Below are 19,616 nucleotides of genomic sequence, written 5' to 3'. Positions count from 1 at the left end.
TCAGATTTCTATGGCCGCAACACGATCCATACGATTCAGCACGTTTTGTAAAACAGTATCAAAGTGTATCAACTCTTCTTTTTGAATATTTAAGGCCGGTAAAAGACGCAGCACGTTGGGATCGGAAGATGAGCCTGTGATAATATGCTCTTCTGTTAACAGAATCTTTCGCAACTCCCTGACAGGAAAATCAAATTCCAAAGCAATCATTAACCCTTTACCCCTGATACTTTTTATGCCTTCGATGCTGGCCAGGTCCTGCAGCCACCAGCTACCCAGTGATTTTGCATGCGCAATCAGCCTTTCATTTTTGATAATATCCAGTACGGCAATACCCGCAGCGCAGGCCAGATGGTTTCCCCCAAAAGTGGTACCTAACATCCCAAATGATGGTTTAATGTCCGGACTAATCAACACACCTGCCATGGGAAACCCATTGCCCATACCTTTGGCTACGGTGATAACAGAAGGCTGAATGCCAGCGTATTGATGGGCAAAAAACTTTCCTGTTCTGCCATAGCCCGACTGAATTTCGTCCAATATGAGCAAGGCCCCATGTTTTTTACACAATTCTTCTGCCGCCTCCAGAAAAGATGCCGAAGGTTCGATAATACCTCCTATGCCCTGCACACCTTCTATCACGACAGCGCAGCAATCTTCCGCTTTCAGTTTTTTTTCCAATGCCGTCCGATCATTCAAATCAATCAATGTTACTTCATGACCCCGGTTGAGTGGGGCCTGTATTTTAGGGTTATCGGTAATGGCTACCGCCGCAGAGGTACGCCCGTGAAATCCTTTATTGAAGGCAATTACCTTGCTCTTCCCGGTAAAAAATGAGGCCAGCTTTAAAGCGTTTTCAATGGCTTCCGCTCCTGAATTACAAAGGAATAACCGGTAATCTTCGTAACCGGAGAGCTTTCCCAGTTTGTAGGCCAATTCGGTCTGCAGGTTATTGATGACAGCATTAGAATAAAACCCTATCTGTTTTAGTTGTTTTTGTATCATATTGACATAGTAATGATGACTGTGCCCTACCGAAATTACTGCGTGCCCCCCATACAAATCCAGATAAGCCTCGCCTTTTTTGTCAAAAACATAGGAGCCTGCCGCCTTCACAGGTTCAATGTCAAATAATGGATATACTTCAAATAAATTCATCGTTCAAAAATCAGAAGGTACTTGGTTTAAGCTGAAGCCCGGCCTTTTCATCCATGTCAAACATTAAATTCATGTTTTGGACGGCCTGACCTGAAGCTCCTTTTAGTAAGTTATCAATGATGCTGGTAATCAGTACTTTGTCGCCATGCTTTGCCACGTTTATCAGGCATTTATTGGTATTCACAACCTGCTTCAGACTGATCGTATCTTGTGAAATAAAGGTAAAGGGTGCATTTTCATAATAGGCTTCATACATTTGTTTTATTTCGGCTAATGACAGATCAGAATAGGTATAGGATGAAGCGAAAATTCCCCGGGTAAAATTACCGCGCATAGGTATAAAGTTAATCTCGTAATTAAAGCTGTTTTGCAATGTGCCAAAAGTCTCGGATATTTCGGCGAGGTGCTGGTGGTTAAAAGCCTTGTAAATCGAAATGTTGTTGTTTCTCCAGGTGTAATGAGTGGTATCTGACAACGATTGTCCCGCCCCTGTCGAACCGGTGATGGCGTTTACATGGATGGCATTGCTCACCTGGTTTTCAGCCAACAAAGGCAAAAGGGCCAATTGAATAGCGGTAGCAAAACAGCCGGGATTGGCAATGTTATTCGCATCCCGGATGGCTTTTTTATTGAACTCGGGTAAACCGTAAACAAAGTGCCGGTTACCAAAACCGGCATTAGCCGTTAACCGGAAGTCCTGGCTCAGGTCGATGAGTTTTGTGCTATCGCTGATGTGATATTCTTTTAAAATCTGCCTGGATTTTCCATGTCCACTGCAGACAAAAAGGACATCGGTATGGGCATTAGGTTCAGCGCTGAACTTTAGTGGGGTTTCCCCCAGAAGATCCTGATGGATGGATACCACAGGCTTACCCTGCTGGCTTTGGCTGTTCACAAAGGCTATTTCCACCTCAGGATGGTGCAGTAAGATGCGTAATAACTCACCTGCGGTATATCCTGCCCCGCCAATGATTCCTGCCTTAATCATGGTTCAGGCTTTTTACGTGTTGATAAATTTTTGTTTGGTTGGCCAGGATTTTGGTGAAACCTTTGACATCGTCTGCGGTCCAGGCGTTATTCATTTCCCCATATTGTCCAAAATCACTTTGCATCAGATCATATTTAGATTCAACACCTGCAATACCAAACCGGTAAGGCGCGAGGTCAACGTACACGGTTCCTTCTACATTGGTCTGGCTGTCCTGAAGAAACGCTTCGATATTTCGCATGACAGGATCCAGAAATTGCCCCTCATGCACCATCATGCCATACCAGTTGGCCAGTTGTTCCTTCCAGTATTGCTGCCATTTGCCGAGTACGTGCTTTTCCAGGGTGTGATGGGCCTTTATAATAATTAAGGAGGCCGCAGCTTCAAACCCAACCCTGCCTTTGATCCCCAGAATGGTATCCCCAACATGGATATCACGACCAATGGCATAGGGCTGTGCGATATTTTCCAGTTCCCGGATTACTTCGACGGGTGAAAGGGTTTGATCATTCAAACCGCATAATTCGCCTTGTTTGAAATGAATTTCGACCTGCCGGGGTTCAGTATTTTTAAGTGGGGTAGGGAAGGCATTTTCCGGAAGCGCCAGATGCGAGGTCAAGGTTTCATCTCCTCCCACACTGGTTCCCCATAGCCCTTTATTGATGGAATATTTGGCTTTTTGCCAATCCTGGTCTAGCCCATGCGCTCGCAGATAGTCTATTTCTGCCTTCCTGGAAAGCTTTTGATCCCTTATGGGGGTAAGGATCTCTATCTCCGGAGCCATGATCCGGAAGATCAGGTCAAAACGTATCTGGTCATTTCCCGCGCCGGTACTGCCATGGGCCACATAAGAGGCATTTATTTTTTTTGCATAATTTACCAGTGCCAACGCCTGGAACACCCTTTCAGCACTTACTGAAAGTGGATAGGTGTTGTTTCGTAATATATTGCCAAAGATCAGGTATTTCAGGCATTGGTGATAAAAGTTTTTAGTTTCCTCCAAAACCACAAATTCATCTGCCCCGAGTTGGCTGGCCCGTTCTTCTATTTCCTTCAACTCATCCTTGCTAAAACCACCCGTATTCACTATTGCCGCGTGGATCGATAACCCTTTCTCCAATTTTAGGTATTTGACGCAGTATGATGTGTCCAAACCTCCGCTAAATGCCAGTACTACCTTATTATTTTTTTGCATAACTCTGATTTTATTTCTTTTTAAGAAACATACTTTGTTTAATGTTTTTCAGACGTTTCAGGATTTTGCCTTTATTGCCGAAGTTGAATTTCTGCCCATTTTTTTTGGGGTTGTACAACATACCCGTACACAAACACATTTTTTTCTGATTTCTTTGCAGAATATCGTAGTTCTGGCAACTTTGGCAACCATTCCAAAAACTTTCATCGTCGGTTAGCGTGGAAAATGTGACCGGCTTGTACCCCAGTTCCGAGTTGATTTTCATCACTGCCATGCTGGTGGTGATACCAAATATTTTGGCCTCGGGATATTTTTTCCTCGAAAGCTGAAAAATTTTGTTTTTGATCTTTTTTCCCAGGCCCTGATCGCGGTACCGGTCTTTAACAATCAACCCTGAATTGGCAAGGAATTTTCCACCGCCCCAGATTTCGATATAACAAAAACCGGCGACCTCGTTGCCATCCAGCGCGATGACTGCATTACTTTCTTCCATTTTTTTGGCAATGTAATCGATGGTTCGCCTGGCAATGCCCGTTCCTCGTTCCTTGGCCGACCGGGCTAACAAATCGCAGATTTCACCGGCAAAAGGTGTATGTTGATGTCCTGCGACAGTGATTTTTATTTTCATGTTTTTGATGAATTAACCGTAAAAAGGTTATGCTGCTTTTGGAAAATATAAATAAATGAAATCGGGTGAAATGCGCAGGGTACGTAACCCCGCATAGAATTGTTTAGCCCCTAACGGGCCTATTCCTCCTTATCCTAAGTGTAGTGTAAGAACAACTTAGTTGACTGTCTTGTGCAATATGTGAATTTAAGGAGTTCATCAATGGAGATACAAAGAAAAGACTTTTTATTAAAATGCAAAAATGTTTTGCAATTTTTTGTTGACCTTCCGACATCCCATTCCTCCGTCTTTCCATTCCCCAACATTTCATTTTTTCAACCCGTCTCCCTGTCTTACCAGGAAATTTGGAATGAATCCAAATTACAAAATGACTTTGGTCATTTTTTCACACAACCCCTTGATTTAGCTTTGCACCCAAATCCGGTACTAATGTGAATTTCGCTTTATGATTGAAATTTCTGGATCAGAGACAGGGCAGGTATTAAAATGTTACCATTGCGGAGATGAATGCGACGATGATTTCATCGAGATTGACAGCCAGTACTTTTGTTGCCATGGCTGTAAAACCGTCTATGAGATTTTACACGAAAACGGACTGACACAATATTACCGACTGGAAAAAAATCCGGGGATTAGCCAGAAAGAAAAACCTCAAAATACTAATTTTGATTTCCTGGATAATCCTGAAATCCGGCAAAACCTGCTATCCTTTTCTTCGGAAAACTTTCAAAACATTTCACTCAAACTACCGGCCATCCATTGCAGTTCATGCATCTGGTTACTTGAAAACCTGCGATCGCTGAAACAGGGCATTTTGGATGTGAAAGTGAATTTTTCAAAAAAGGAGGCCCTGGTAAGTTTTAACCCCCAAACAATATCCTTAAAGGAGGTAGCCCTATTGCTGGAAAGCATCGGCTATCCCCCTGAAATCAATCTGAGCACCAAAGAGGAGACCGCTAAAAACACCAACCGGAACAGTTTGACCATCAAGATGGGCGTAGCAGGATTTTGTTTTGGCAACATTATGTTGTTGGCTTTTCCTGAATATCTTGGATTTACGGGTGAATTTACCAGGGAGTTAAAATTTGTATTTTCATACCTGTCCTTATTACTAGCCCTTCCTGTAGTCTTTTATTGCAGCAGTGATTACTATTATTCCGCTTACCGTAGCCTGAAAAGTGGTTTTGTAAATATCGATGTTCCGATTGCCCTGGGCATTACAGTCCTGTTTCTGAGAAGCGCCTATGAAATCACCTTTGACGCAGGCATCGGTTACCTGGATTCGCTTGGGGGATTGCTGTTTTTTTTGCTTATTGGCAAGTGGTTGCAGAGCAAGACTTACGAGGGTTTGTCTTTCGAACGGGATTACAAGTCCTACTTTCCTATTTCCGTAACGAAGATCGAATCGGGTAAACCTAAACATGTTGGTTTGAAAGAAATTGAGACCGGTGACCGGCTGCACATTCGTCACAGTGAGATCATACCCTCTGATGCCAGGTTATTGAGCGACAAGGCGGTTATTGACTACAGTTTTGTCAACGGAGAGTCTGCACCGGTTTCTTTCCGGAAGGGCGATTATATATTTGCAGGCGGGCGTGAAGTGGGAAAAGGGATTGAAATCGAGGTGATAAAAAAGGTATCACAGAGTTACCTTACCCAATTGTGGAACAATGAGGTGTTCAAGAAGGCAAAAGAGGACTTCAAAACTTTGTTGATCAACCGTATCAGTCAGTATTTCACTGTCATTGTCTTAGGTATTGCCCTGGTGGCTGCGATAAGCTGGTATTTTATCGATATTTCACAGGTCTGGCTTGTGTTTACCGCCGTATTGATTGTGGCCTGTCCCTGCGCCCTGGTATTATCGTCGCCATTTACTAACGGGAACGTGATGCAGGTTTTTGGGCGGATGTCTCTGTACCTGAAAAACTCTGATATTGTTGAGAAATTGAATGAAATCGACACCATCGTTTTTGATAAGACCGGCACTATTACCCACAATGACAAGCAGGGGCTGGTCTATGAGGGGGAAAGGCTCGATAGCCGGCAATTAGCGATGGTGAAAAAAATAGCGGGCAATTCCATGCACCCTTTGAGCCGTGCCGTGTATGCCGGACTGTCGTCAGTACAGGATGAGGCTGAAATGGAGGAATATACGGAGATCCCGGGGAGAGGAATTTGTGCCAAGTCGGGTGGACATGAAATCAGAGTCGGATCGGCGGAATTTACTGGTCTGAACGGACGGCCCTCCCAACAGGCTTCCGGCGAGGTACATATAATGATTGACAGCATGTATTACGGTCATTTCAATGTCGGTACGAAGTACCGCCCCGGGTTAAAGACCTTATTTAAAAAGCTGAAAGACCATTATGCAATCCTGTTGCTTTCGGGCGACGGTGAGCGCGATCTCGAGACCGTTGCAGCAGATTATGTAGACAAAAATAATGTACATTTTAATCAGTCACCGCAAGATAAGCTCGACTTCATACAACAACTTCAGCGTCGTGGCCAAAAGGTGCTGATGATAGGCGACGGTTTGAACGATGCCGGTGCTTTAAAACAAAGTGATATCGGCATAGCGGTTACCGATAATGTGGCCAACTTTACCCCCGCCAGTGATGCCATTTTGTTGGGAAATAATTTGAAATTCCTGGATAAATTCCTGGACTTCGGTCATTATGCCAAGAAAATAATCATTGCCAGTTTTGTGCTTTCCTTTTTGTACAACATTGTGGGAATAAGTCTGGCAGTGATGGGATATCTGGAACCGATTGCCGCAGCCATACTTATGCCGCTAAGCAGTATTTCGGTTGTATTATTTACCACCCTTAGTATTCAGTTGACAGCAAAAAGACGAAAAATGTTTACGCCATGATCATTAAAATGTTTATATCATGATCATTATTGTGTTTTTGATATGTATCAGTCTTTGTATTGCCTTATTTTTTCTGGCTACTTATATATGGGCCGTTAAATCGGGGCAATATGATGACACTTATTCTCCGGGAATAAGAATTCTGTTTGACGATCAGTCAAAAAAAGTTAAAAAAAGTACTTCTGATAAAAAAAATGATATTAAAAAATCAGAATAGTGTTCATGCGGGAAACAATGACATAAATCAGTTTTTTTTATAACAAAGATCATCAAAATATGTTGTTTCCGGCTCTAGCTTAGCATTGAATTTAATCATTTGACCATTTCTATTTATGGAACTTGAAAAGTTTAGTTACGACAACAAAATAGTTAAATACTTTGCCGTTGCCACGGTAATTTTTGGCCTTGTCGGGATGTTGGTCGGCTTGACCGTCGCTATCCAGTTATTTTATCCTGTGTTTAATTTTGATCTGCAATACACGACTTTTGGCCGGCTCAGGCCATTGCATACCAATGCTGTCATATTTGCTTTTGTTGGTAATGCCATGTTTGCAGGAACCTATTATTCGTTGCAGCGGTTGCTTAAAACCAGAATGTTCAGCGACCTGCTGTCCTGGGTACATTTTTGGGGTTGGCAATTGATCATTGTCGCTGCGGCTGTTTCACTGCCCTTGGGGTATACAACCTCTAAAGAGTATGCTGAGCTGGAATGGCCCATTGACATTGCCATCACGCTGATCTGGGTGGTATTCGGTATCAATATGATAGGTACCATTCTTAAACGCAGGGAGAGACATATGTATGTCGCAATATGGTTTTACATTGCCACTTTTGTGACGGTAGCGGTATTGCATGTGGTCAATTCTTTTGAAATACCGGTGAGCTTTATGAAAAGTTATTCCTGGTTTTCAGGCGTACAGGATGCCCTGGTGCAATGGTGGTATGGCCACAACGCGGTGGCTTTCTTTCTCACCACTCCATTCTTAGGGTTAATGTATTACTATTTACCTAAAGCCGCCGACCGGCCGGTTTACTCTTACAAACTATCGATCATTCACTTTTGGGCGCTTATCTTTATTTACATTTGGGCAGGCCCTCATCACTTGCTTTATACTTCACTTCCTGATTGGGCGCAGTCTCTTGGTGTAGTATTCTCAGTCATGCTTATAGCTCCTTCATGGGGTGGTATGTTAAACGGACTGCTGACCTTGCGTGGTGCCTGGGACAGGGTCCGGGAAGACCCGGTGCTTAAGTTTATGGTAGTAGCTGTCACAGCTTATGGCATGGCGACCTTTGAAGGGCCGATGTTGTCCTTGAAGAATGTCAACGCTATCGCGCACTTTACCGACTGGATCATTGCCCACGTCCATGTAGGGGGATTAGGGTGGAATGGCTTCCTGACCTTCGGTATGCTTTATTGGATGATCCCCAGAATGTGGCAGACAAAGCTTTACTCCGTTAAACTGGCCAATGCCCATTTCTGGATCGGTACCCTGGGAATCATATTTTATGCATTGCCTATGTACTGGGCCGGTTTCACCCAAAGTCTGATGTGGAAACAATTTGGTCCGGACGGCTTTCTGGTATACAAAAACTTCCTTGAAACGGTTGTACAGATTATTCCTATGTACATGTTGAGGGCCTTCGGCGGGTTGCTTTATTTGATTGGGGCTTTTATGATGTCTTACAACCTTGTGCAAACTGCCAAGAGAGGAACATTTATGGCCAATGAGCCGGCGGAAGCTTTACCCTTGGAGAAAAAACGAATTACCGGTGGATACTGGCACAAGGCGCTGGAAAGAAAACCGGTCTTGTTTACAGTTTTAACGCTTATCGCCATCCTGATAGGGGGAGTGATCGAATTTATTCCTACTTTCCTTATCAAATCCAACGTACCTACGATTGCGGCGGTCAAACCTTATACGCCCCTTGAACTTCATGGCAGGGACATTTATATCAGGGAAGGCTGTGTTACCTGCCATACGCAAATGATCAGGCCATTCAGGTCAGAGGTACTACGCTATGACCCTAATAACATGGAATATTCAAAAGCCGGCGAATTTGTGTATGACCATCCATTCCTATGGGGTTCCAAACGGACTGGTCCGGATTTGCACCGGGTAGGTAAAAAATACGGCGACTCATGGCATTACAACCATATGTATGATCCACAGTCCATGTCACCCGGTTCCATTATGCCAAGGTACCCATGGCTTTTTACCCAGCAGGTAGATATGGGCCAAACCAAATCCATGATCAATGCCCTCAGAACGATAGGTGTTCCCTATCAGGAAGGCTACGAGCAAATCGCTAATGAAGATCTTGTCAAACAAGCCGAGATGATCGTAAACAATCTGGCCAAAGAGGGAATTGAAACCCGGAAAGAGGCAGAAATTGTGGCTTTGATTGCCTATCTGCAACGTTTGGGTACTGATATTAAAACAGATGATAACCTGGCGAAAGGAGGACAGTAATCATGTTTAAACATTATTTCGAACAAATTCATAACGTGGAGATCTGGCCGATCATATCGTTATCCATATTCTTCATTTTCTTTGTGGTATTGCTCATTTGGGTATTTACAACTGACAAAAACTTTATAAACGACATGAGTCAGCTTCCTTTGGAAGGAAATAACTCAGATGATACTTCATTAAACGGATCAAAGCATGAACAAGACAATTAATACTTTTCAAGCCGCTTTACAAGCCATCGCTCCGGGCCGGAGATTTAAATTACTGATTTTATCGCTGCTCTTGTTATGCGCACCGGCTAAAACATTTGCACAGAATGTGGGCCCAACGGCATCCGGCAATGAGAGTTTTATCTTCTACCTGGTCATTTCGCTTGTGTTTTTTGTCATGATACTGGTTTTGGTGGTAGCCATTTACACTTTGTCGATCTTAAAGATGATTATTAAAAGTGAACGTGGACAAACCGAGGAGGAGGTTGAAACCGAGACATGGTGGGATAAACTGAAATTAAAAATGACAGATGCTGTGCCTGTTGAACAGGAAGAAACAGTCCTATTGACACACGAATATGATGGTATCAAGGAATTGGATAACCATCTGCCACCATGGTGGAAGTGGTTGTTTTACGCCACCATCATTTTTGCGGTTTTCTATCTGGCTGTACATCATGTATGGAAAACGGCTCCCTTACAAATCCAGGAATACCAAAATGAATTACTGGCAGCCGCCCAACTCGAGGAAGAAAGAGGAGGCGATGATGAGGATGCCATTAATGAGGATAACGTCACCTTTAGTAATGAAGTGGCTGTGATTGAAAAAGGAAAGCAATTGTACGATGTAAACTGTGTGGCATGCCACAGGAATGATGCGGGAGGTTTGCCAGGACTAGGGCCTAATCTTACCGACGAATACTGGCTGCACGGTGGGGGTATTAAAAATATATTCAAAACCATTCAGAACGGCGTACAGGGAACCAGTATGATTTCCTGGAAAACACAAATGAGTCCTGAGGATATGCGGTCTGTTGCCAGCTACGTCATGACCGTAGAAGGCACAAATCCTCCCAATGCCAGGGAGCCGCAGGGCGAGCGATATGTCCCTGAAGCAGAAGCTGCTCCAGAGGAAGCAACCCCTGAAAGTGATAGTTTGCCGGCAGAATAAAATGTAGATGCGGAGATGCTTTAAATGGAAGAGTTATATCAGTTTGACGAGGAATTCAGAGATACCATCGCTACAGTCGATGAGAAGGGTAAAAGGATTTGGGTTTATCCCAAAAAGCCAAAGGGCATATTTCATACCTGGCGGGCCATCGTTGCGGTAATATTGCTGGTAGCATTATTTGCCGGACCATTTATAAGTATTAATGGCCATCCACTGATTTTACTGAATATTTTTGAACGAAAATTTGTCCTGTTTGGCCAGGCTTTCTGGCCACAGGATTTTTTTCTTTTCGTACTGGCCATGATTACCCTGTTTGTGTTCATAATTCTCTTTACGGTGATTTATGGCAGGGTATGGTGCGGATGGGCTTGTCCGCAAACCATATTTATGGAAATGGTTTTCCGTAAATTTGAATACCTTATTGAGGGAGATGCCAACCAACAGCGAAGACTGGATAAATCTCCCTGGAATTTCAATAAAATCTGGCGGAAAACGGTCAAGCAACTGCTGTTTGTATTCATCGCTGTTTTAATAGGTCATTTGGTAATGGCCTATTTAATTGGCATTGACCAGGTCAGGGAAATTGTAACCAAGCCACCTGCTGAAAACCTGGCTGGTTTTTTGGGACTGGTGGCTTTTTCCGGGGTGTTTTATGGCGTTTTTGCCCGTTTCAGAGAGCAGGCCTGCATTGCTGTTTGCCCTTATGGCCGGTTACAGGGTGTTTTATTGAGTAAGGAGTCGGTTGTGGTTGCCTATGACTGGATAAGGGGTGAACCCAGAAAGAAACTCAAAAAGAACCAGCCCGAAACTGATGCCGGTGATTGCATTGATTGTAAGCTATGTGTTCACGCATGCCCTACCGGTATAGATATCAGAAACGGCACCCAGTTGGAATGTGTTAACTGTACTGCCTGCATCGATGCCTGCGATGAGGTAATGACTAAAATTAATAAACCTACAGGGTTGATCAGGTATGATTCTTATGAGGGTATTAAAACGGGGAAAAAGTTTAGATTTAATGCCAGGGTAGCCGGTTATTCGATTGTGTTGACTCTGTTGTTGGGTGTATTCGGATTTTTGCTGGTAAGCAGAACCGATGTGGAAACCACCGTATTGAGAGTCCCGGGTATGTTGTACCAAAACCAGCCGGATAACCGGATCAGTAATCTTTACAACATTCAGTTTGTTAACAAAACATTTGACCCCATTAATCTGCAGGTAACCTTGAAAGATCAGGCAGACGGCACCATAAAAAAAGTAGGTGAACGCGCACTGATGGTACCTCCGAATGAAAAAACAGAGGGCGTCTTCTTTGTTGAACTGCCTAAAGAAGTTCTAACAGGGGCCAAAACAAAAATTATCCTAGGGATTTATCAGGATGATCAACTGATCGATGAGATTAAAACCAATTTTCTTGGACCAATAAACGTAAAAGGGCCATGATCACATTTGAAAGAAAAATATTGATTGGGGCAATTGGCTTCATGTTGTTTATTATAGCCCTGGTTGTGGGCTGTCTGAGGCAGGATTACTTCCTTGTGGCCAAGGATTATTACAAGCAGGAAATCAACTATCAGAAACATATAGATAAGGTCAATAACACCTACGCCAGTCAAAGGGAAGTCAGTTTTGAAAACAAGGCAACTGCCGGTTATGTAAAGTTTCATTTTCCTCAAACGGTCAAAAAAAGTAGCAGGGTGGAAGGTAAAATTACCTTTTTCAGGCCTTCTGATGCGAGAAAAGATGTTACCATTCCAATCAAGCTGAATGGGTCCAGTCAGCAGGCTATTGATATCCGGTCCCTGGAGAAAGGTTTGTGGAAGGTCAAAGTGGACTGGCAAGAGGAAGGTGAGGCCTTTTACAACGATTTTACCCTGATTATGCCATGAGCTTGTACTGGATAGCATTTTTAATTGGCATGGGAGGAAGTGTACATTGTGTAGGTATGTGTGGTCCTATTGCGCTGGCCCTACCGGTTAAAAATTTGCATTTCAATGCGGTGTTGATTAATCGCCTGGTATATAACCTTGGCCGTGTAGCCACTTATGCAACCATGGGATTCGTTATTGGTGCAGTTGGACTGGGAGCGCAATTGATTGGAATACAAAAGTACCTTTCGGTGTTGCTGGGTGTCTGTTTGATAATTTACATCATATTTTTTGCCAGCCGGTTTCCCCTGCTCTCGCGACTGAAGGTATTTAATGGCTTGCTTGTCAAAATTAAACTTCTTTTTTCCAGAAAAATGTCCATGACCGGCAAAAGGAATAATTTTTTCATAGGGATGTTAAATGGTCTACTGCCATGTGGGCTCGTATATGTAGCGCTGGTGAATTCCCTGCTGGTCTCCAGTCCCTGGGAAGGGTTTATTTTTATGGCGGTTTTTGGTTTAGGAACATTGCCGGCTTTGTTTATCCTACCCTTTGCCACCCGCATTTTCAGTTTCCGCCCATGGGTCAATGTCAAAAAAATCGTCCCCTTCCTGATTTTTGGTCTGGGTGTATTCCTGATTATCCGCGGAATAAATTTTGACAACCCGTTTTTTACGGCCCCCGGCGAAATAATCAGCAACTGTCTTCCTTGAAGATTTGTCTTTCAGGGACATATTCTTTTAGATTTATCGTTTGGCTACCCATGTATTGTCCCTACAGGACAAGGGTCATTTGCCTGATTAGGTCTATGCCGCCAGTCTTTCCCATCTTCTCAATAGCCAATCATATCCATCATCAGCCCTCTTTACCCCTCATTAATTGTCAATTGTCAATTTAATTTATCACCCCCAACCCACTTTCATTTCCTGCTACCTTCCTTTTCCTTATTGGCTGTTTCCCTGTAAGCAAAAATCGGCTGATGCAATTGCTCGCACAGGTGGTTTGTTACCTTATGGGTAAATAAATCTATGATAATATGCCGTTTTCTGGGGAAAATCATCAGCACATCGGCTTCCACCTCCTTCATATGATCGATAAGCCCCCTTTCCACGGAATGACTTGCCACTGCGTGAAAATGAAAAGGGATTTCTTCAAATAGCTGTTTTAGGACATCCTGTTGCTGTTCCGGATAGTTTGTATCTGCCGGGTTTTCATTGATATGGATCACGTAGAAGTTGCAGTCAAAAATCTGTCTGAGATAAGATAACCAGGATTTTAGTGCGCCGGTATCCATTTCAATTTTATCAAGCGCTACAGTCACATTAGACCAATGAACCGATCTGGCTTCTTTAGGAATAGCAATGACCGGGCATCTGGCATTATTTATGATGTCTGTGGTGGTACTTCCCACAACCTTGCTTAAAATATCAGTTTCCCCTTTAGTACCCATAACAACCAGGTCAATACCGGCAGCATCCAAATAATTGAGCAAGGCAGAGCTTGTGAGGCCAAACTCTACCGCGAAAGCATGTGGAATATTTTCCAGGGAAGGTACATCCGATACCAGCTCCTTTAGTTTTTTCTCAGAAACCAGTTGTTGATTTTTAATCATTGACTCGTTCACAAAAAATGAGGTGTCACCACCGGCGGTTATATGGTAAACATGTACGATTTCTAACCGGGCATTCATTTTACCGGCTAATTCCGTGGCATATTTCAGCGCATTGACCGATGTATCGGAAAAGTCAACGGGAACCAGTATTTTTTTAATATCCAACGCCTTTAATTAATAGTTAATAATGGAATTTTTGCGTGAAGCAGCATCGTTCTGGTGACACTTCGTTTAAACAGTTTTTCAAAAAAAGGATGCTTTTTAGGCAGCAAAACCAGCATGTCAATGTCATTATGGTCCAGATAATCGTTGATTCCCTCCTCGATATTTTTGTTTTCGATAAAATGAAAATAGTTTTCAATATCCGAGAACTCCTTTTTATAGGCCAGTACTTCCCAGGCTTGTTCGTAGGGTATTTCACTGGGTTTATCACTGACATGAAGAAAGTGCACCGCGGCATTGTATTGTTCCGCAATCTTTATCAGCATTCTCAACGGAAGGTCTTTGTTTTCGTGATTGAGGTCTACTGCAATAGCGATATTATTGATTTTTCTGGATTTTATGTTTTCCGGAATGGCCAGTACAGGGCAGGTGGCTCTTTTTGCTACATGAAAGGTATTACTACCAATAACAACCTCAGCCAGATTGCTGGCCCCTTTGGTTCCCATAACCACCAAATCGATTCGTTTTTCACTGATCTCCTGTTCTACAGCCTCCACAGGAAATGCCATTTCCACCTTGTATTCTACCTCCACCATATTCAACTCGGGAATTTTACCGGGCAGCAGTGAAAACTTTTCCTTCATTTCTTTTTCATAATCATCATATATGGAAGGATCGAAAGTATAGTTTATATCAGCCGCAGGAATGGGAATCTTGTAGCCATTGATTACGGTGATCTTAGCTTTAAAGTCTTTGGCTATCGTCAGTGCATAGCGTAAAGCATTGAGGGAGCACTCTGAGAAGTCTATTGGAACTAAAATATTATTAATCTGCATGGAATTAGTGTTTATATATGAATAGTCAATAACGGAATTTTTGAATGCAAAACTATTTTACGGGTGTGATTTCCTCTTAATATCCTGTCCAGTAAAGTATGTTCCCTGGGAAGCATGACAATCATATCGACCGGATGCTCATCAATAAAGTCATTTAAGCCGTCTTCGAATTTATCGTGTGTTTCAAAATGGTAAGACCGCTTTATGCCTTTCAGGTTGTTTTCAAGCTTTTTTGCCTCAGATGCAGATTCGTTGCTGATGTAATCCCGCGGACTGATATGCAATACGTGCAACTCGGCGTTGAAAAGGTCTATGATCATTTTCAGGGGATCCAGCTTATTGTAATCATCGATTTCCCTGTAATCACTGGCGAGTAGTATGTTGTTTGTTTTTTGCAGGCCTGCATTTTCCGGAATCGCCAAAACCGGGACTTTTGCCCGTTTAATCACACTGTTTGTATTGCTGCCCAGTAAGATTTCTTCAACGCCACTGGCGCCATGAGTTCCCATTACCACCAAATCGATGTCATATTCAGCTACAGCCGATAAGATTTCGTCTACCGCAAAACCATGCCTTATCACGCATTTGTAATTAATATCATCGAGTTGTGGCAGGGATTCTTCCAAAGCCTGAAAATCCTCTTTTACATTTTCCTCGACTTCACTTGCCAGGGAGTGAACAATGGCAGTAGAGCCCACCCTCGCATGGGGTACCGGTACATGAAACGCACTCATCAATATAATCCTTGCTTCGGCAATTTCTGCAAGGTGAATGGCATTGACCAATGCATTTTTAGCACAGGTGGAAAAATCTGTCGGTACCAGAATATTCTCAATTTTCATTATTCTTTTTATTTGTTTGAATTTAATCCTTGTTTTCAATTCAGACCATAATTTCCATCCAAACCAGTCATTTTTCAATGATGGAAGTCAAAGCTGCCGGTGACAAAAGTCATAACCTGAAAAATTGAATAAATATAACTTTAAAAAAACACAATAAGCAATGGGTAAAATCTAATATGTTATGTAATAGTGACAACCCGGTTTTTAATTCAACTAACAAACTTTTTATGAATACAATTTTACAGTGGTTTGGTCAGGAAAATTTGAATAATTGTGGCCCTCAAGATGTTTTGTATAATGAAGGTGATAAAGCAGAAAATGTATATTTGTTACAAACGGGCGCTATCAACCTGTATAAAAAAAACAGCAAGCAACAACCTCAACTGATCCACAAGATTTATCCCGGCGAAATATTCGGGATCTCCTCCCTGTTATGCCAGCCAAGCTATCACGTCACTGCCCAATCGGAGGATAAGGCCACCTATATGCAAGTGTCGAGCCATGATTTATTCGGTTTCTTAAGAAAACATCCCGAACAGCAAATTTACCTCGCACAAAAACTGGCCTGGAGAATAGAACTGATTGAAAACGGTATAGCCGACTAACAAATCCACCTGATTCTACCTGGCGGAAGACAATCGGCCACTAAACAGTTAGTTTTTTTACAACAATTAGAAAGAATTAAATTAGTATGTACTAAATTCGCTGTTGTACGACTAACCTTTAGGTGATAGTAAATGACCGATATTCAAATTCAGGACCAAATGTTCACAGCACTTTTTGATTCCCTCGCCGAGGGCATTGTGGTGATCGATGAAAATGGTAAAATAATCATGGCCAATCAAAGATCTTTGAAGCTGTTTGGTTATGAAAAGGGCGAGTTGATGGGGTCTGACCTTGAGATGCTGGTTCCTGACCGCTTTAAAAAAAAGCATGAGAAGCATCGCGAATCCTACAGCGAAGATCCACGGATGCGGGCTATGGGCAAGGGTTTGGATTTATACGCCAGGCGAAAGGACGGTACAGAATTCCCGGTTGAAATCAGTTTAAGCTATACGAGATCCTTCGATAAAATGAGGATTATTGCCTTCATTATCGATATTACTGAGCGGAAAAAGGTGGAATTAACCTTGCGCAGGGAAAAGGAAAAGGCACAACTGTACCTGGACATCGCTACGTCTATTTTTGTGGTAGTGGATATGACAGGAAATGTTACTTTAATCAATCAAAAAGGCTGTGAGATATTGGGTTATAAGGAAAAAGATATTCTGGGAAAGAACTGGTTTGATAATTTTGTGCCGGCTGATGTCAGAGAAAAAGTTCAGCATGTTTTTAACCAAATGATAAGCGGCGAGCTTGAAAAGATAGAATTTTTTAATAATGAAGTATTACGCCGGAATGGATCGAGGCGTTTAATTGAGTGGCACAATACCATTGTGAGGGACGAGCATAACCAAATTGCAGGAACACTGAGTTCGGGTATCGATATCACCAAAGTGAGCCAGATCGAAAAGCTTCAGATGGAAGCCCTGCATCACGGCCAGGAAAATGAGCGTAGAAGATTGGCCAGGGAACTGCATGACGGCCTCGTACAAACCTTGTCGGCGGTAAACATCAATTTAAATGTTTTAGAGGAAGGGATTGAAAAACTGGACAAGGATGAAAGGAACGCATATAAAAAAGCCTTACATTTTCTGAAAGAAGCCATTAAGGATACCAGGAACATTTCCCACGATTTGATGCCCTATGGCCTGGAACTTTCCGGATTGGTGAAGGCCATACAAAACCTTTGTAAAAAAGTGCCCGAAAATATTACGGTGGATTTTTCTTACAGTGACAATATAGGAAGGCTAAATCAACACCTGGAACTGGGAATTTACCGGATTTTGCAGGAGTTAATTAACAATATCCTCAAACATGCCGATGCGGATGCCATTAAAATTGCCTTATTCAGGTATGACGAGATAATAAATCTTAAGGTCGAAGATAATGGATCAGGGTTTTCAGGGACCCTGGATGAGGTAAAGTTAAACGGAATAGGTTTAAGAAACATTACTACCAGGGTTATTTCCCTGAACGGTAAACTGGATTTTGAATCCAGACAGCGGAAAGGGGTGCGTGTTCACGCAGTTTTTCCTATTTAATTAGGAGAGATAGTTAAGTTGCACTATTTTTAGCTAAAATTAACGGACTGTTTACTGACCTAATTGATAACATCCCCGGTGCAACCCATAAAAGTAATATTAGTCGACGATCATGAAATAATCAGGGATGGTATTAGAGCCTTATTAAAAGGAGCTATTGGCATCGAAATAGCCGGGGAGGCGGAAAATGGGCAGGAAGCCATAGATATTCTGGAGCAAGGAGAGGTTGATCTTGTTTTAATGGACATTTCGATGCCGGTGATGGATGGAATTGATGCGACAAATTATATATCCCAAAATTATCCTGCGGTGAAGGTAATAGTTTTGTCCATGCATGATGATGAGTCTCATATCATCAACATGCTTAAAGCCGGGGCAGTGGGCTATATTTTTAAAAATACCGGTAAAATCAAACTGATTGAAGCCATAAAAACCGTTTCTTCGGGTGAAAGCTTCTTTGCCAAGGAAGCCTCACAGAGAATCATGGAACACTTCATGCAGCATAAAGCCACTGAAAAAAGAAACGGCAGTGTTGAAGATGTCAAACGGTTAACCGAAAGGGAAAAGGAGGTGTTGAGGTTAATTGCTGAGGAATATACCAACCAGGAAATTGCTGACAAACTTTTTTTAAGTCCCCGGACCATTGATACCCATCGTCGTAACCTGCTTCAAAAACTTAATGTCAAAAATACTGCAGGACTTGTTAAGGTGGCCATCAAATGCGGGCTACTCGATTAGCGCCCGAAACCATCCGGTTTTTACACTAGGTAAAAAAGCGTAGGTATTTAGGTATTTCATCGTATTTTTCCAATTACGTTTTTTGCGTCTAACATAATAGCGAAAGTAAACTTAACTTCGGATGTTGTTTTTTTTACATCATAACTTGAACGCTATGAGACATTTAACGCAAAACCTGACCCTCACTCCTATATCCGGAACGCTTACATTTGATAACACCTTCTCCAACAAAATGAACCAGATCAAGGAGAATTTTGAAAGCATTTTTTACAAAAAAGGACAGATACTTTTCAACGAAGGTAACCTGGCCCGAGGCCTGCATTACATTGAGTCGGGAATCGTTAAAATATACAAATACGGAAGCGACGGAAAGGAGCAGATTCTACGCATTGCCAAAAAAGGCGATATCGTTGGCTATAAAAGCTTATTAAGCGATACAAACTACAATGTATCTGCTTCTATTCTTGAAGACGCGAGATTGACCTATATTCCCAAGGAGGATTTTTTGGACCTGTTCAAAAACGACCAGGAAATTTCCAGTAATGTGATGAGACTGTTGTGTAACGACCTGGTGAACATCGAATCCAAAATGGTGTCTATGGCTTACAAGCCTGTAAGAGGCCGGCTGGCGGAAACCCTTTTGGAACTCGACGGGATGTTTCACGAACATAAAGAAGATCAAAAATCTAAAAAAGGTAGCTTCATCCAGTTAAGCAGAGAAGATCTGGCCAACCTGATAGGAACTGCCAAGGAAACTGTTATCAGGCTACTTTCAGAGTTCAAAACCGAAAAACTCATAAAAACTGAGGGCAAGAAAATAGCCATTCTGGACTACCAGGGACTTATGAGAATCGATAACTTGTATCACTAGTAATTATATTAATTCCTGATCTTTTCAACTAGTGCGCGCTCGGGGGAAACGGAGCGCGTGCTATGCT

At 42.5% G+C, this 19,616-nt stretch carries 19 protein-coding genes; 12 read left to right on the top strand and 7 right to left on the bottom strand.

Annotated elements, in window-relative coordinates; translation table 11 throughout:
- Genes AC04NP_RS12465 through AC04NP_RS12450 form a run of 4 tightly spaced genes read right to left on the bottom strand, consistent with a single transcriptional unit; the run spans nt 1 to nt 3,969 of the window.
- The gene (locus AC04NP_RS12465) at nt 1–1,158 is read right to left on the bottom strand and encodes an aspartate aminotransferase family protein (RefSeq protein ID WP_482860084.1); all 1,158 of its coding nucleotides are present in this window, start codon (nt 1,156–1,158) and stop codon (nt 1–3) included.
- 10 nt (nt 1,159–1,168) lie between these two features.
- Nucleotides 1,169–2,146 (bottom strand): N-acetyl-gamma-glutamyl-phosphate reductase, encoded by a 978-nt coding sequence (gene argC, locus AC04NP_RS12460; RefSeq protein WP_482860083.1) that lies wholly within the window; start codon nt 2,144–2,146, stop codon nt 1,169–1,171.
- Nucleotides 2,139–3,341, bottom strand: a complete 1,203-nt coding sequence (argG, locus tag AC04NP_RS12455; protein WP_482860082.1) for an argininosuccinate synthase — start codon at nt 3,339–3,341, stop codon at nt 2,139–2,141. Before argG ends, argC begins: the two co-directional genes overlap by 8 nt.
- 10 nt (nt 3,342–3,351) lie before the next feature.
- A complete protein-coding gene (locus tag AC04NP_RS12450; protein ID WP_482860081.1) occupies nt 3,352–3,969 on the bottom strand; it encodes a GNAT family N-acetyltransferase in 618 nt (205 codons plus the stop codon).
- Between the two features lie 445 nt (nt 3,970–4,414).
- Between AC04NP_RS12450 and AC04NP_RS12445 the strand changes: the two genes are divergently transcribed.
- From AC04NP_RS12445 to AC04NP_RS12410, 8 genes are all read left to right on the top strand, one after another.
- Entirely contained in the window at nt 4,415–6,841 is a 2,427-nt protein-coding gene (locus AC04NP_RS12445; RefSeq protein WP_482860080.1) for a heavy metal translocating P-type ATPase, read from the top strand.
- A 19-nt stretch (nt 6,842–6,860) separates the two neighbouring features.
- Complete coding sequence (gene ccoS / locus AC04NP_RS12440) at nt 6,861–7,058, top strand: cbb3-type cytochrome oxidase assembly protein CcoS (protein ID WP_482860079.1); 198 nt, start codon at nt 6,861–6,863, stop codon at nt 7,056–7,058.
- Nucleotides 7,059–7,173: 115 nt separating this feature from the next.
- Complete coding sequence (gene ccoN / locus AC04NP_RS12435) at nt 7,174–9,315, top strand: cytochrome-c oxidase, cbb3-type subunit I (protein ID WP_482860078.1); 2,142 nt, start codon at nt 7,174–7,176, stop codon at nt 9,313–9,315.
- A gap of 2 nt (nt 9,316–9,317) precedes the next feature.
- Complete coding sequence (locus AC04NP_RS12430) at nt 9,318–9,527, top strand: cytochrome C oxidase Cbb3 (protein WP_482860077.1); 210 nt, start codon at nt 9,318–9,320, stop codon at nt 9,525–9,527.
- On the top strand, nt 9,511–10,476 hold the full coding sequence (locus AC04NP_RS12425) for a cbb3-type cytochrome c oxidase N-terminal domain-containing protein (RefSeq protein ID WP_482860076.1): 966 nt from the start codon (nt 9,511–9,513) through the stop codon (nt 10,474–10,476). The genes AC04NP_RS12430 and AC04NP_RS12425 overlap by 17 nt, the downstream gene beginning before the upstream one ends.
- A gap of 24 nt (nt 10,477–10,500) precedes the next feature.
- Nucleotides 10,501–11,919 carry a cytochrome c oxidase accessory protein CcoG gene (gene ccoG / locus AC04NP_RS12420; protein ID WP_482860075.1) on the top strand — a complete coding sequence of 473 codons (1,419 nt, stop codon included), beginning with the start codon at nt 10,501–10,503 and terminating at the stop codon, nt 11,917–11,919.
- Entirely contained in the window at nt 11,916–12,365 is a 450-nt protein-coding gene (locus AC04NP_RS12415; RefSeq protein WP_482860074.1) for a FixH family protein, read from the top strand. Before ccoG ends, AC04NP_RS12415 begins: the two co-directional genes overlap by 4 nt.
- Nucleotides 12,362–13,057: a sulfite exporter TauE/SafE family protein gene (locus AC04NP_RS12410; RefSeq protein ID WP_482860073.1), complete on the top strand. Its 696-nt coding sequence runs from the start codon at nt 12,362–12,364 to the stop codon at nt 13,055–13,057. Before AC04NP_RS12415 ends, AC04NP_RS12410 begins: the two co-directional genes overlap by 4 nt.
- Before the next feature lie 206 nt (nt 13,058–13,263).
- Here the strand turns inward: AC04NP_RS12410 and AC04NP_RS12405 are convergent, their stop codons facing one another.
- From AC04NP_RS12405 to AC04NP_RS12395, 3 genes are read right to left on the bottom strand one after another with little or no spacing between them, the layout of a single operon-like run.
- On the bottom strand, nt 13,264–14,121 hold the full coding sequence (locus tag AC04NP_RS12405) for a universal stress protein (RefSeq protein ID WP_482860072.1): 858 nt from the start codon (nt 14,119–14,121) through the stop codon (nt 13,264–13,266).
- A gap of 5 nt (nt 14,122–14,126) precedes the next feature.
- Nucleotides 14,127–14,954, bottom strand: coding sequence for a universal stress protein (locus AC04NP_RS12400; protein ID WP_482860071.1), 828 nt, complete (start codon nt 14,952–14,954; stop codon nt 14,127–14,129).
- An 11-nt stretch (nt 14,955–14,965) separates the two neighbouring features.
- Nucleotides 14,966–15,796 (bottom strand): universal stress protein, encoded by an 831-nt coding sequence (locus AC04NP_RS12395; protein WP_482860070.1) that lies wholly within the window; start codon nt 15,794–15,796, stop codon nt 14,966–14,968.
- 227 nt (nt 15,797–16,023) lie between these two features.
- Here AC04NP_RS12395 and AC04NP_RS12390 point away from each other — a divergent pair, with 227 nt between their 5' ends.
- The 4 genes from AC04NP_RS12390 to AC04NP_RS12375 all read left to right on the top strand — a co-directional run bounded on the left by AC04NP_RS12390 (nt 16,024) and on the right by AC04NP_RS12375 (nt 19,549).
- A complete protein-coding gene (locus AC04NP_RS12390; RefSeq protein ID WP_482860069.1) occupies nt 16,024–16,401 on the top strand; it encodes a Crp/Fnr family transcriptional regulator in 378 nt (125 codons plus the stop codon).
- A 132-nt stretch (nt 16,402–16,533) separates the two neighbouring features.
- Nucleotides 16,534–17,940: a PAS domain-containing sensor histidine kinase gene (locus tag AC04NP_RS12385; RefSeq protein ID WP_482860068.1), complete on the top strand. Its 1,407-nt coding sequence runs from the start codon at nt 16,534–16,536 to the stop codon at nt 17,938–17,940.
- 78 nt (nt 17,941–18,018) lie between these two features.
- On the top strand, nt 18,019–18,678 hold the full coding sequence (locus AC04NP_RS12380; RefSeq protein ID WP_482860067.1) for a response regulator: 660 nt from the start codon (nt 18,019–18,021) through the stop codon (nt 18,676–18,678).
- Between the two features lie 154 nt (nt 18,679–18,832).
- On the top strand, nt 18,833–19,549 hold the full coding sequence (locus tag AC04NP_RS12375; protein WP_482860066.1) for a Crp/Fnr family transcriptional regulator: 717 nt from the start codon (nt 18,833–18,835) through the stop codon (nt 19,547–19,549).
- Nucleotides 19,550–19,616 lie beyond the last annotated feature (67 nt).

It is taken from the genome of Agaribacillus sp. DX54 (assembly GCF_056858335.1).
Note: the sequence above shows the minus strand (reverse complement) of the source record. Positions and strands in the feature narration are given on the sequence as shown.